This is a genomic window from Paenibacillus sp. P46E (assembly GCF_001909095.1).
Classification (GTDB): domain Bacteria; phylum Bacillota; class Bacilli; order Paenibacillales; family Paenibacillaceae; genus Paenibacillus_AQ; species Paenibacillus_AQ helianthi.
In genome coordinates this window covers 64367-78913 of record NZ_LVYZ01000037.1, presented here as the reverse complement: position 1 = coordinate 78913, position 14547 = coordinate 64367, and the positions used below count along the sequence as shown (strand labels likewise).

Annotated in this window: 10 protein-coding genes; 9 read left to right on the top strand and 1 reads right to left on the bottom strand. The window is 52.9% G+C overall.

Going from position 1 to position 14547, the window contains the following annotated elements:
• Positions 1-109 precede the first annotated feature (109 nt).
• On the bottom strand, positions 110-637 hold the full coding sequence (locus A3849_RS12785; RefSeq protein WP_074111773.1) for a hypothetical protein: 528 nt from the start codon (positions 635-637) through the stop codon (positions 110-112).
• 243 nt (positions 638-880) lie between these two features.
• Here A3849_RS12785 and A3849_RS12780 point away from each other — a divergent pair, with 243 nt between their 5' ends.
• The 9 genes from A3849_RS12780 (at position 881) to A3849_RS12740 (ending at position 14531) form a co-directional block, all read left to right on the top strand.
• Positions 881-3559: a YhgE/Pip domain-containing protein gene (locus tag A3849_RS12780; RefSeq protein WP_074111772.1), complete on the top strand. Its 2679-nt coding sequence runs from the start codon at positions 881-883 to the stop codon at positions 3557-3559.
• A gap of 150 nt (positions 3560-3709) precedes the next feature.
• Complete coding sequence (locus A3849_RS12775; RefSeq protein ID WP_178382671.1) at positions 3710-5110, top strand: helix-turn-helix domain-containing protein; 1401 nt, start codon at positions 3710-3712, stop codon at positions 5108-5110.
• Positions 5111-5466: 356 nt separating this feature from the next.
• Positions 5467-6135, top strand: a complete 669-nt coding sequence (locus A3849_RS12770; protein WP_074111771.1) for an SGNH/GDSL hydrolase family protein — start codon at positions 5467-5469, stop codon at positions 6133-6135.
• Between the two features lie 396 nt (positions 6136-6531).
• On the top strand, positions 6532-8361 hold the full coding sequence (locus A3849_RS12765) for a cache domain-containing sensor histidine kinase (protein ID WP_074111770.1): 1830 nt from the start codon (positions 6532-6534) through the stop codon (positions 8359-8361).
• Positions 8348-10006 carry a response regulator gene (locus A3849_RS12760; protein WP_074111769.1) on the top strand — a complete coding sequence of 553 codons (1659 nt, stop codon included), beginning with the start codon at positions 8348-8350 and terminating at the stop codon, positions 10004-10006. The genes A3849_RS12765 and A3849_RS12760 overlap by 14 nt, the downstream gene beginning before the upstream one ends.
• A gap of 160 nt (positions 10007-10166) precedes the next feature.
• A complete protein-coding gene (locus A3849_RS12755) occupies positions 10167-11552 on the top strand; it encodes an ABC transporter substrate-binding protein (protein WP_074111768.1) in 1386 nt (461 codons plus the stop codon).
• A gap of 109 nt (positions 11553-11661) precedes the next feature.
• Complete coding sequence (locus tag A3849_RS12750) at positions 11662-12564, top strand: carbohydrate ABC transporter permease (RefSeq protein ID WP_074111767.1); 903 nt, start codon at positions 11662-11664, stop codon at positions 12562-12564.
• Between the two features lie 13 nt (positions 12565-12577).
• Positions 12578-13414, top strand: a complete 837-nt coding sequence (locus tag A3849_RS12745; protein ID WP_074111766.1) for a carbohydrate ABC transporter permease — start codon at positions 12578-12580, stop codon at positions 13412-13414.
• 115 nt (positions 13415-13529) lie between these two features.
• Entirely contained in the window at positions 13530-14531 is a 1002-nt protein-coding gene (locus A3849_RS12740) for a glycoside hydrolase family 130 protein (RefSeq protein WP_074085930.1), read from the top strand.
• The last annotated feature ends 16 nt before the right edge of the window (positions 14532-14547 follow it).

Sequence of the window (14547 nt, the reverse complement as noted above, 5' to 3'; positions counted from 1 at the left end):
CATTGAGAAAACTTCGAAGCTTCCGGTCGTGTAACTTTACAGATATTACTGCACACCAAACGAGCACCGTCTATATAGACGGTGCTCGTTTGGTGTGCAGATTATGAAGTTACGGAATGTATTGCTGTACGATCGAGATCACCTTGCCATCCTGAACCGTAATGTGGTATGGGGATTGGCTGAGATCGATGATGTCCTTTTTGGCGAATTCCGTCATGAACTTGTGAAGCGTAATCGCTTCATTCCATTGTATATCCAAATCCCCCGGCTTCCCTGTATGGTCGTAAATCTGCATGGTTACTGAAGCATTGTCAGCGATCGGGTACGAAGTGAGCGAGTCACTGTCATTCACAATATAGTAATCATCCGGTACTCCGCCAAGTTCTGCCGCTGCCTCAGGCTCACGTTCAGCAAAGATACGGTTCGCTTCAGCACCTTGGTACCATTCGATTTGGTCAGCGGTCATGATCGTATGTCCGTCTTTGGACTTCAGCGCATGTATATAAACCGTCAGTTCCTGAGTCTTATTGCCGCTTTGTGCATCTGCGCGTGTACCTACCGTACTAGCCGTAGTCACGAGGGAGAGGAACAGGAGGACCAGAGCAGGAAACAGAACAACCGATTTTCTTTTGAACATGTAAAAATTCCCCCTTGATATGAATATGACACGGTATACGTCTATATACCTCATTACCCTTCGCTGATTTTCTCAAACGGGCTTTGTACCTTTATTAACGTAATTCCGGTGAAAATGTTGCAAAAATTTTTCAACCTGTGAAACGGAAAAATTAGGTACAAGCAGAAATGAATTTATTACTTTAAATAAGCCTTTCTGGGCATATTAAGCTATCCAGATTACGGCATGGGAGGAAGTGCAAATATGGCGGCAATATGGCAGATTTATAAAAGGGATTGGATGGGATTGTTCAAAGCTCCGGTAGCTCTGCTGCTGGTTGCCGCACTTGCGGTCCTGCCTTCGGTCTACGATTGGGTCAATGTGGCGGCAGTGTGGGATCCGTACAGCAATACATCCGGCATCCAAGTCGCGGTAGCCAGTCTGGATAAAGGGGCCACTGTGAACGGTACAGGTTTCAACATCGGGGATGAGGTGCTGGAGAGCCTGCATGGTAACAAGTCGCTGGGCTGGACGTTCACTGATGCAGAAGCAGCAGTGCAAGGGGTGCAGCGCGGAGATTATTATGCCAGCATTGTTATACCGGAAGAGTTCTCACAGCGGATGGCAGGGGTCCTCGAAGGTGAACTGGTAAAACCGGAAGTTGACTATACAGTAAATGAAAAAATGAATGCCATTGCTCCAAAAATTACTGCCAAAGGCGCTTCCGCTATTACCGCTCAGATTAGCGGGCGCTTCACCGAAACCCTCAGCCGCACAGTGCTTACTGCCCTAAGTGCCATTGACCGTGAATTTCAGGCTGAGCTGCCGGTCATCCGCAAGGTGGAGCAGGGGCTTTTTAAGCTGGAGGCGAGCCTGCCGGAAATTAAAAAGGCAGGGAAGTTGGTATTGAAGCTGCAGGAGGACTGGCCGCAGATCACCGGTGCGGCCGGACGGATGGCCAGTCTTACGGGCAAGCTGCCGGAGGTAGAAGAGGCCGGCAGGGCAGCAGAGCTGCTGGATGAGCATTGGGGGCAGATCAGCGATGCCGCGGGCAGGCTGCAGGAGCTGCAGGGCAGGCTCCCGGACCTAACGCACGCGGCACAGCTCTTGTCCGGCCTGGACGCTGATTTCATTAAGGCCAGACAGGTGCTGGGCCTTGCCTCAGACCGGCTGGATGAGGCTGCCGCCGTTGTTGCTGCGGCCGCCAAGGGCCTGCCGCAGACCGACCGGATTGCTGCAGGAGGGCCCGCCTTCGGGCAGGAGCTGCAGCAGTTCCTTACGCAGAACAGCGCGGCTTTTGCCGCTGTTCCGCAGGTGCTGCAGCAGAATCTCTATCTGCTGCAGCAGAGTGCAGACAGCGCCGCGCTGCTGGCAGGCCAGCTCGCTGAAGGCCCCCCGCTGCCGGGCGCAGCGGCGGCGGACCCGCTGCAGCTGGCCGCAGACCGGCTGACCGCCGGAAGCGGCGCGCTGCAGCACACGGCGGCTCTCTTCGCCGCCGTGAACACCCTCGCGCCCGGCGCGGTGCCGGGCAGCGAGCTCCGCGCCCTGGCCGGGGCGCGGGCTTCTTTTGCCGCCGGCGCTACGCAGGCGGCACACCTTGCCGCCGCATTGCGGGGCGGCGGCAAGCTGGACCCCGCCGCGCTGGCGCAGCTCGGTGAGAATTCCGCCCGGAGCGCTGAGGCGCTGGGTGGAATTCTCACGCGCTACGGCGCGGAGGGGCAGCATGCGCTGCAGGGCACGCTGCAGCAGCTCACTGTGGCGGCGGGGAATGCCGCCACGGCCTTGCAGGAGGCGCCCGCACGGCTGGCGGCGCTGGATACGGTGCTGGATGAAGCGGGGACCGCCATCCAGTACGGGCAGACCGGCCTGGCCGCGCTGCGGGAACCTCTGCAAGTGATGTCAGATGAGGTTCGTGCGGCGGAAGCCGGAATGAACGGCCGGCTGGCAGCATTCAGCGATTTCATCACAAATGTGCTGCCGCGCATTCAGAACGGGCTGCCCGCTGCCGGAGAAAAAATTCATACGGCGGCTGAATTTGCCCGGAACGACCTGCCGGGGCTAGAGGACAAGTTCCGCCTTGTGTCCGAACGGATTACTGCCGGACTTCCCCGCGCAGACCAGGGGGTGAACCGGGCGGCAGAACTGGTGCGGAATGACCTGCCAGTCCTGGAGCAGGCCGTCCGCCGCGCTGCTGATACGGTCCGCGAGATCAAAAAGGAGGTCAATCTGGAGGAAATCGCTGAACTGCTGGGCGGAGATATCAAGGGAACCAGCGATTTTCTCGCAAATCCCGTGGTGCTGAAGGAAAAGGCATTATATCCGATTCCCAATTACGGTTCGGCCATGACCCCTTTCTATGTAGTGCTTGCCTTGTGGGTAGGAGGAACCCTGCTCATTTCTCTGTTGCGGACCGGTGTTGATACTGGAGGGATCGCATACCGCAGGTACCAGCTGTATTTTGGACGGTTGCTGACTTTTCTGACTGTAGGCATGCTCCAGGCCCTGGTGGCGGTACTTGGCAATATGTATCTGCTGAAATGCTATGTTGCCGACAAGCTGTGGTTTGTGCTGTTTGCCGTCCTGATCAGTATTGTATTTGTGACAATTGTGTTCACACTGGTCTACATCTTTGGTAACCTGGGCAAAGGCATAGCCATTGTATTTATGGTGCTCCAGTTCTCCAGCTCTGGAGGAACCTTCCCGGTCAGCATTACCGGCCGTTTCTTTCAAATCCTGAATCCGTATATGCCGTTTACATATGCCATAAGCCTGCTCAGAGAGGCGGTCGGGGGCATACTCCCGGAGGTTGCTGTTCGTGATGCTCTGCATTTGGTCCTTTTTGGCTTGCTTGCTCTATTGCTTGCCCTTACCCTGCAGAAGCCGCTCGAGCGGTTCATCCGGCGTGCCGCAGAGCAGGCGGAGGAGTCCAGGCTGATCTCCTGACCTGAGGCCGGGTAGTGGAACGGCTCTAACCAGATCTGTCAACCCATATTTAGCGTGCCAATGCACATTGACCTATCCCGGTATAAAACCTAATATATAGGAATATCTGGATTATAGTTCAAATATATGGGTTCTTAGGAAGGTGTTTGTTTGGGATCAATAACAACAACAATACAATCAGAACTGGAAGCTTATTTGAAAAAAGAAGGCATCACTATTAATCAATTCGCTGGGGTATCCGGGGTGAATTCCGGTACGCTCAGCAGTATTATCAATGGGAACCGGCCCATTGCCATGAAGCAGCTGGACCGGATAACAGCGGGGATGGGGCTTCCCGAAGGTGAATTTTATGAATTATACATAGATGAATGTGTTGTTCACTCCACCCCGGACTGGCGGCGGCTGGGCCCTTTCCTGCAGCGCTGTGCGGAGCTGGACAAGCTAGAATGCATCCGGCAGGTTGTCCAGACCCTTATGGATCATATCTCTTATGCCCAGGCACTGTTTGAAACAGCGGAGGAATTCTTTGCTCAGGGCAAGCGCCAAGCGGCAGCATTGTTATATGAAGGTGTGGCAGAGAGTGAGAAATATCAGCATTCGGAGCGGCTGGCTCTCTGCCAGTACCGGCTGTTTACCATTGCCCTGGGGAAAGATCAGGATGCCAATCTGCGGACGGCGATGCATTTTGAATACTTTGTCGAGCGGCTTGATGAGGTGGATCAGCTGAATGCGCTGAAGGATTTGGCCAATATTTATGCGTCCTTGCACCGCTGGAACAGAGTGGAGGCTCTGGCGGAGGAGATGGGGCACAAGGCATCTATCCAATATCAGAATAAGTATCACAAGGTCAGCCGCCGTACGGTCCAGAAAGAACCTGCGAGGCCCCTTTGTTTCTATATCCTCTATGCCCATCTGCTCCGCGCGGCAGTATGTGATGAACGCGGGGATTATATCCAGGCCCTTCATTATGTCTCGCTGTATTCTGATTTCAGCTGGGTTCAGGAGACGACGGAGGAGGCCCGGCAGATTATGGAGCAGTTCAAGGAATGGGCTGAAGCCAATACATATCTGTATCGTCTGATGACCGGAGAGACCCGGGTGCTTGCGGATTATGTTGAATTCATTAGCGGCAGAGAGAACGAAATGGTCCCCGGCCTGACCAAAATCATGCAGGCGGCCAACCGCCTGGACTTGAACGTGGATGAAATCATTGAACGCTTTGAGCCTCGACTGGGCCTCAAAGACCTGAAGACCCGAATGGGGAAACTGAATGCCCAGGTGACCGAAGACAAATATACGGTACTGCTGTACGAATTGGCGGTATATTGCTTAAATGCCCAGAGAATCAAGAATGGTATCGCATACTTATTCCAATGTCTGGAAACTTCTGTTAGAATGAATAGTGACAGCCATATTGTTCAGTGCGTAGTATTATTTGAGCAATACAGACATCTCAGTTCCAGCGAGGATCAGGAAAGATACAAAATTCTAATTGGCGAGGTGCAGAAGATTAATGAGAAGAAAAGTGGCTCTGCTGCTGGCAGCAGGTAGCATTTTTTTTGCTGTTGGCGCTCCGGCATTAGTTATGCAATCCGCTTCAGCGCATTCATTCATTGAACCTTTGACACATGGGGTAGGTGCCGAGTAATACCTATATGGCCGATGTGAAATGAAGTTCTTCCTGCAGCTTTTTACTGAATCATCTTCAGAAACCCCCAAGCCTCTCTTTCCTTAGAGAGGCTTTATTATATGTGCGTCGGAAAAGCGTTTTCTATAAGTCGCTGTAGATGCAGGGGAGCATTCCCTAGCTAGTGTTTTTGAACATTTTTCTGCTATGATGGGAACCAAACGGGCGCTCCCTGTACAGTATCCACAACCACTAAATTTCAATCAAAGGATGAGTATGGATGACTAGTTCAACTATTGGGAAAAACAAGGTTTTTCTGTTTCAAGGCGATTCGATTACCGACGGCAACCGTGGCCGTGACGAAGATCCCAATCATATTCTCGGCCACAGCTACGCGTACATCATCGGCGGCAAGCTCGGCAATGAGCTGGCTGAGCAGCAGCCGGTATTCTATAACCGGGGCATCAGCGGAGACCGCATTTCGGATCTCTATGCCCGCTGGAATGAGGATGCGATCTATCTTCAGCCGGATGTACTAAGTATTCTGATCGGGGTTAATGATATCTGGAGAATGATGAAAGACGAGCCTGGCGGTGTAACGGACCGGTACGAGCGGGCTTACCGCCATGTGCTGGAGGAAACCCGGGAGGTGCTCCCGCAGACCAAACTGGTGCTGTGTGAGCCGTTTATTCTTAACACGGGTGCTCCTTCGGAAGCCTGGGAGGGGTGGTCCAAGCATATTACCCATTATCAGCAGGTGGTCCTGGATCTGGCAGAGGAGTTCGGCGCGGTGCATGTTCCGCTGCAGGCTGCCTTCGATGCGGCGGCGGCAAGAGCACATGCGGCTTACTGGCTGTGGGACGGTGTCCATCCGACACATTCCGGTCATGACCTGATTGCCAGGGAATGGCTGAACGTTGTTGCAGATAGCGGCATTTTGAACGGCTAATCAGGTGGTTGCACCTTCATTTTCTAACATAATGAATACACAAGGGGTACCCTTGGGGATGGCCTGGCCCCATTTGCAACAGGAGCGGGGCAGCGGTATGTGCTGAATTTTGTAGTGGGAACAGATAATTAACTACACTGAGCATCTCTCTGATATGGAGGGATGCTCTATTTGATTTCATTCAGCAGAAGGGGAGCTGAAGAAGGAATGGCCGGGCGGGCCAGATATACCGGCTGCTCTGGAATTCTAGAAGGAAATGATCGAGACCATTGCTGGGTAGGAAATCAAGGTGAACTTATTGACATCAACCCGAAATCGGTCGTATGGTACAGGGGATGAAAGCTGGTTATCGGAGAACTGGCGGAATTTTTGCGGTAGGAAGGAGAGCGGGCATCCATGAGGTTCTTTCGAAAGTGGGGCAGCCTAATCTGGAGCAAGTCGAGTGAACGTTATTATCAGGTGTCCATCAAGCAGCGGGTACTTCTCTCATTTCTCGTATTGATAACGCTATCCATTAGCGCGATGGGAGTTCTAACCTACCGGATAGCCGGAAAGGAAATTCAGAACAATGCGTTTGAGACGAGTAAAGAGACGGTGGATAAGACACTGCAGCTGCTGGACTATCGGCTGAATGATGTGGCGATGTCGGTCCAATCACTAATGCTCAGTGATGCCTACAGGCAGATGATGATTGATGTGCAGGCCCATGATGTGACGAAATATTATGTTCATTTATCGGAAATGCAGTACGTCCTCTCGCAGGCAACCTTCAATGAGCCAATGATTGAGAACGTTCTCATAGCTACACCGATCGGGGATTTTTATTCCACCACCCAGGTCCGAGCACAGGATAATTCATTTTACGGCTCGGAGCTGTACGATAATAGCAAAAAAAGCCCCGGCGGATACTGGGCCAAAGGGCACTACGACCGGCTGTTCACCGGGAGCCAGCGTGTGGTGTCCTTTGTAGTGCGGGGAATTTATGAGCATACGCCGATCACCAACGTGTTCATTGTGGTCAATCTCAGAGAGAACCGGATTGCTTCACTGCTTGGTCAGGGCACTGCTGGTAAGGACCGAAAGTATTTGCTTCTGAACAAGGAAGGGGAGACGGTAGTGCAGACGGGCTGGCCTGCCCAGGGGGGGCCGCCGAGAGAGCCGGAATTTCTGCAGGACAGAACAGCGGACAGCGAGGGCAATTTCTTTTATCCTTTTGACGGTGAGGATTATCTGGTCAACTATAAGCAGTCGGCGGTTGCGCCGGAATGGATTCTGGCCGGGATGCAGTCCAAGGATCAGCTCCTCGGACAGCTCAAAGGCGTGCAGCGGACGGTTCTGTATGTGATTCTGGTTTTTCTTTTGACGACCTGGTTTTTCTCAAACAAGCTGACGGCGGCACTTCTCCGTCCCTTGTTCAAGCTGAGCCGGCTGATGCGCAGAGTGGAGGAGAACCAGCTCAGCGTTTCTTTTGAGAGCAAATACAACGATGAAATCGCCCAGGTTGGCTTTCAGTTTAACCGGATGATGGCGGAGATCAAAACACTGATCGAAGATGTGCGGCAGAAGGAAAAAGGCAAACGCCATGCGGAGATCCGGGCGCTGACCGCGCAGATGGAGCCCCATTTCCTATACAATACGCTCAATACGATCTACTGTAAGTCCGTGATGGGTGAAAATGAGGATGTCAACGAGATGATCCTCGCATTATCGCAAATGTTCCAGCTGGGGCTTGGCGGCGGCAAGGATCTGATTACGCTCGAGGACGAGCTTTCGCATGTGCAGCAGTACTGCGCCATCCAGCAAAAATGCTATGAGAATCTGTTCGAGTACCGTGCTGAAACGGAAGAGGAGGAGCTTTTGTCGGTCCCGATTCCCAAAATACTGCTGCAGCCGATTGTGGAAAACAGTATCCAGCACGGGTTCTCGGACCGGAGGAGCGGCGGCTGGATACATGTGCGGATTTCGCTGGAGCAGGCCATGCTCCATATTGTGGTGGAGGACAATGGCAAAGGCATGGATACCGCCAAAGTGGAGCTGGGGATGACTGAGCGGGAGCTTTCCAAAAAAGGATATGCCCTGGTCAATATCAGGCACCGGCTGCAGCTCTATTACGGCGAAGAGGCGCGGATGGAGCTGTCCGGCCAGGCGGGCGTAGGCTCGCGAACCGATCTATGGATACCGCTCGGTCCGCAGAAGGAAGAGGGAGGAAGTTATGGAATATCCTGAAGTAAGGCCGGTCAAAATTTGCGTGATTGACGATATAAAAAGCGTAGTAGACATGATTGCCCGCAAGCCTCAGTGGCAGGAGTACGGCATCGAGGTAGCCGGTACGGCGCTCGACGGGGAAGAAGGATTGCAGAAGATTCGTGAGCTGAAACCCGATATTGTGCTTACCGACATCCGCATGCCGCGAATGGACGGGTTGGAGATGACCAGGGCGATTCTGGAGTTTGCCCCGCACTGCAAAATCATTATTCTCAGCGCTTACTCGGAATTCTCCTATGCCCAGCAGGCAATTCGCCTTGGGGCCATGGATTTTGTCAAAAAGCCCTTTTCACTGGAGGAGATCGTGAATGTGGTGCTGAAGGCAAAGGATCTGTGTCTGGAGGATCGCAGAGAGCAGGAGAACCTAAAGGCTATGCAAGCCCGGATCAAAGAAAGTCTGCCGATTCTGCGCCAGGAGTATCTGACTCTCCTAATGCAGCATAGGGAGACTGAGCCGGGTGCGAAAGCGCGATGGGAGTATCTTGGCATTCCGCTGGCGCAGGAGAATTTCACAGTGTTTATCGTCGAGATCGATCAGTTTGCCGAAAAGTACTGCCGCCAGCCTGTGCAGGAGATTGAACTGATCCGCTTCAGCCTGCAAAATATATTGGAAGAGACGATCTTGGCCTGGACGCAAGGAATTCTCTTCCGTGAGGCGACGAACCGTTATGTCGGAATCATCAACGGGGACGATCCCCGTATGGCGGAGCAGATCACCGAGGCTTGCTGTACTAATGTCAGCCGCTATTCCCGCTGCACGGTTTCAATTGGAATGGGACTGGGCGTATCTGCGATCCATGAGCTGGCCGATTCCTATACGCAGGCGCTTGGTGCGCTGGCTTATCATTTCTATACCGGCGGCAACGCTGTATACAACTACGCAAGTATCGTCCATAAGCAGCGGGCTGCGAGCCACTATTCTGTTGCCGCCGAACAGGAATTTCTTTTCGCGCTCCGTTCAGGCAACCGTGAGAAAAGCCAGCTGGTGCTCGTACGTATATTCGATGAGCTGCTTCAGCTCGACCCGCTGCCCGCGCCGCAGTATGTGGAGAACATCGGCTACGAGCTGTCATTCAAAATCTGCCGGGTCATGCTGGAGCTATTCCCTTATGAGAAGGTCCAGCCGCTGGAGCAGGAAGTGAACCGTCTGAAGAACCGCCCGCATCCTTCGTTGCAGGAGATCCGTTCCCTTCTGGAGGGACTGTGCGCCGAAGGCTGCCGCTGGATTGAGGAAGAGCGCTCTATCGAATCCACACGGATTATCCGTCAGGCTAAGGCCTACATTTGTGCCAACCTGCACACCAGCCTGACCCTGGAGCAGGTGGCGAAGCAAATCAGCCTCAGCCAGGGCTATTTCTCGAACTTGTTCAAGAAGGTGGCGGGCATCTCCTTTCAGCAGTTCGTCATGCACGAGAAGATGGAGAAGGCGAAGACGATGCTGATTGAAGGGCTGCAGGTGCAGGAAATCGCCATGGAGCTTGGCTATGAGCACCGCCGCTACTTCAGCGAGGTATTCAAGAAATACACCGGCATGACACCGTCGGAGTTCAAGATATCTTATCTCGGCAGGGCAGACTTTTCACAACATACGAATCCACGGGGATGAACGATCCGCTGATGCTGCGGGTGTTCATCCCCGTTTGGCATTAGTTCAGCAGATATCTGCCCTTAATGTGGGTTTACCCGCATTATGCAGATGAATGGCCTGCCCTATAATCAGGGTGTAAGGCAAACACAGCTTTGAACATATAAGGGGGTTAACAGAAATGAAGAAACAACTGCTTCTGACTTCGCTGAGCGCGGTGCTGGCATTCGGTCTGGCCGCATGCGGCAACTCCAATACTGCTGAGAATTCCAAGGAGCCATCAAACTCTGGAGCGGGATCGGCATCAGGCGAAAAGACCAAAATCAGCTACTGGACAGGTGACCGCCATGACGCCGAATTCGTAAAGGAAAAGGTAGCCGATTTCAACGCAACGAATACCGATGGCATTGAGGTGGAATTGGTCGTCAAGGGCGATGATTTCGATACAGCGCTGGACCTGTCCTTCCAGACTGCCGACTCTCCGGATGTGATCCGGGTGAAAGAAAACACCATCGGCACTTTTTATAAAAAAGAATATCTCGCTCCAATCGACGAGTATCTGTCCGATGACATGAAGGCTAAATTTCCGGAGATGGTTAATCTGAACACCTTTGACGGCAAACGCTACAGCCTTCCGAATTACGGTACGACGATGCGTCTGGTCTACAATAAGGACCTGTTCGCCAAAGCGGGAATTACCAAGCCCCCGGCAACCTTGCAGGAGCTGGTGGACACTGCCAAAAAGCTGACCGCAGCGGGAAAAGCAGACGGTGCCTACGGCTTTGCGCAGAACTTCAAAAATCCGACCAGTGCACTTGGACGCTCAGCGCGGGTTATTGCTGAAATGAGCGGCTTCGGCGGCTTTGGCTATGACTTCAAAACGGCGCGTTATGACTTCAGCGGCTTCAAGCCGATTATCGAGGCTTTCAAGCAGATCAAAGATGACGGCAGCATGCTTCCAGGTGTGGAATCGCTGGATATCGATCCACTGCGGGCACAGTTTGCCGAGGGCAAGATCGGGATGTACCTGAGTTTTTCCTCGGAACCAGGGGTCTACAGCACACAGTTCCCCGCCAAAATCGACTGGGCTGCGGCACCTGCGCCTACGATTGACGGCAACGCAAAGGGCGCTTCGGGCTTCCTCGGCGGACAATGGCTGGCTCTGAGTGCCAAGTCCAAGCATAAGGATGCTGCATGGAAGTTCATGGAGTATATGTACAGTGATCAAATGCTGACAGCCTATCAGGAGAATGGTTATGGCATCTCGATGGTCCCTTCCATCAGCGCCTCCGCCAAAACCCCTGAAGTCAAAGGTATCGAAGGGTTCCTGCCGAATCAGTATGACGGTGTATGGCCGGTGTATCCGGCAGTGGCACCGGAAGGTATGAAATCGGATGACGCCTTCTTCAAATACATGCTGAACGGCGGGGATCTGGATGCTACGATCGCCGATCTGAACAAACGCTACAACGCTGCGCTGGATGATGCGATGAAGAATGACGGCCTGAAAGCCGAACCGGACCCAGGCTTTAATCCGGCAGCGCTTGCAGGGAAGTTCGCAAAATAAATTCAGAGAAGCTTATCCGAGCATTTTACAGAGACCATTTAAGGAGGGGGATTTCTTCCCCCATCCTTATCTTTTGACAGCAAGACAGGAAAGGAGCCTGGAGGAACCCATGAACAAAACCAAGAATGCCACCTTTGCCTACAGCTTTCTGCTGCCAAGCGCGCTGCTCACGCTGGTGCTGGGAATTTACCCGATTGCCTGGGCATTCCGCTATATGTTCTACAACTACAAGGGCTATGGAACTGCCCGGTTCATCGGCCTCGATAATTTTAGCCGGATTCTGCGTGATGCAGAGTTTTGGGATTCTGTCGTCAATACCTTTGTCTATGCGGGAGGCAAGCTGCTGCTCTCGATCCCGCTGTCCCTGCTCCTGGCGGCGATTCTGAACCGTAAAATCAGAGGGAGACAGCTGCTGCGGGCCGTTTTTTTCATGCCAACAGTAATCAGTACGGCCGTTATGGCTGTGGTCTTTTTTACGATCTTTAATTCGTACAACGGAATTCTGAACCAGTTCCTGATCAAATTTAACATTTCATCCTCCGGGATTGACTGGCTGGGTCCGAAACATGCCATGCTTACGGTCATTCTGGTGGCGGTGTGGGGGGCGGTCGGCAACTATATGCTGCTGTTCCTGGCCGGACTTCAGAATATTCCCGAGGATGTTTACGAGAGCTCTTCTTTGGATGGAGCTAATAAAATACAGCAGTTCCGCTTCATTACCCTGCCGATGTTGGGACCTGTGCTGCAGATGGTCATTATGCTGGCGATCATCAATGCGCTGAAGGGCTATGAGAGCATAATGGTGCTTACCGAAGGCGGCCCTGCGGGCAAAACGGAAGTCATGTTCCTTTACCTGTATAAGCTGTTCTTTCCGGTCGGGGGCAGCTCAGCCTCAACCCAGGTGCAGGAGTTTGGATATGGAAGTGCGGTCGCATTCGTTTCTGCGCTTATCGTGGGGATGATTTCCGTGGTTTACTTCTATGCCTCCAGACGAATGAATCGGATTGATTGAGGAGAGATGTGAGATGAGAACAAAAGAGATAACGGGGAAGATGGTTTTATGGATCTTTTTGCTGGTACTCGCCTTTGTAACCTTGATTCCTGTGGTGATTACCATCCTCGGCTCGTTCAAAACAAACGTTGAGCTGACTACAGGCGCAACCTTCCTGCCAAGCAAATGGCATTTTTCCAACTACGCGGATGCCTGGGACAAAGCCCACTTCTCGACGTATACGGTCAACAGTCTAATCGTGTCGCTCTCCACGGTCGCCGGTACACTGCTGGTAGCCTCTATGGCTGCTTATGTAGTAGACCGGATGGATTTTTTCGGCAAAAAAATCTATATCGGCATGCAGTCATTCACAATGTTTGTCGCCGTAGGGGCGGTGGTGCTGCGTCCGCAGTTCGACCTGATGGTCAGGCTGCACCTGCACAGCTCGCTGTGGGGGGTTATTCTGATTTTGATCTCCGCGCATGCTTCGATCTTTTTTATCCTGCTCAGCTTCATGAAAGGCATTCCGCGTGAACTGGATGAAGCTGCACGGATTGACGGAAGCTCACTCAGCCGCACTTTTTGGACTATAATCCTTCCTCTGCTCGGTCCTGGACTGGGGGTAGGCGCACTCTTTACCTTCCGCGGCGCATGGAATGAATATCTGCTTCCGCTCGTGTTCACCATGACGAAGCCGGAGCTGCAGACGCTCACTGTGGGCCTGGCGAATCTGAAGTATGGCATTTCCGCCGCCTCGCAGACTCATTACATGATGGCTGGTGCCTGCCTGTCGATTGTGCCGATTCTCGTAGCGTATGTCTTTGCCAATAAATCTTTTATGCAGATGACGGCTGGTTCCCTGAAGGGGTAGGCTGAGCCTTTACGATCTCCTCTCCCTATGGAATATACTGCTTATAACAACGTAGATGATACTATTACTTTGGGCTGTTTTTAAGACTACAAGCAATAATCAGGAGGTTTACAACATGACCGTTCAGGTTCCCGCAATTCTTACATCCAGTCCGCTGATTCACCGCTATCCCGGCAATCCGGTGCTGGATGCGTCTATGGTTCCCTATAGGACAGCGCTTGTGTTCAATGCAGGCGTCACCAAGTTCAAAGGCAAGTATGTGATGGTGTTCCGCAATGATTATGGCTCGCTTACGGAGCAGACGATTGAGCCGCATCACACGACCGACCTGGGGATTGCTTTCAGTGATGACGGCTTCCACTGGGAGGCCAGTCCCAAGAAATGTTTCAAGCTGCATGACGAAGAGATTATCCGCGCTTACGACCCGCGTCTGACGGTGATCGGAGAGCGCTGCTATATGTGCTTTGCGGTCGATACCAAGCATGGCATCCGGGGCGGGATCGCAGTGACGGATGATTTTGAGGAATTTGAGATCCTCAGCCTGTCTTCGCCCGATCTGCGCAACATGGTGCTGTTCCCGGAGAAAATAGGCGGCAATTACGTCCGCCTGGAGCGTCCGTTTACCGTATACAGCCGTGGCGGCAAGGACCGCTTCGATACCTGGATCTCGGAATCCCCGGATATGAAATATTGGGGCAATTCCGACCTGCTGTTCGCTGTGGAGCATGTTCCTTTCGCCAATGACAAGGTTGGACCTGCCGCACCTCCGGTAAAGACGGACAGGGGCTGGCTGACAACCTTCCATGCGGTGGATATTGACCCGGCACGCGGTAAACACGGCTGGGAGCCTGCCTGGAAGAAACGGTACACCGCAGGCATCATGCTGCTGGATCTGGAGAATCCGAAGAAAATTATCGGCATGTCCAAGCAGCCGCTGCTCGCCCCGGAGACCCGCTATGAGGTTGACGGCGGTTTCCGCAACAATGTTATTTTTCCGGGAGGGATGATTCTGGAGGATAACGGTGAGGTCAAAATCTACTACGGCTCCGCCGATACGATCGAATGCCTCGCGACTGCACATGTGGATGACCTGATCTCCCTGTGCCTGAAAGGCTGATGAACAACAATGATAA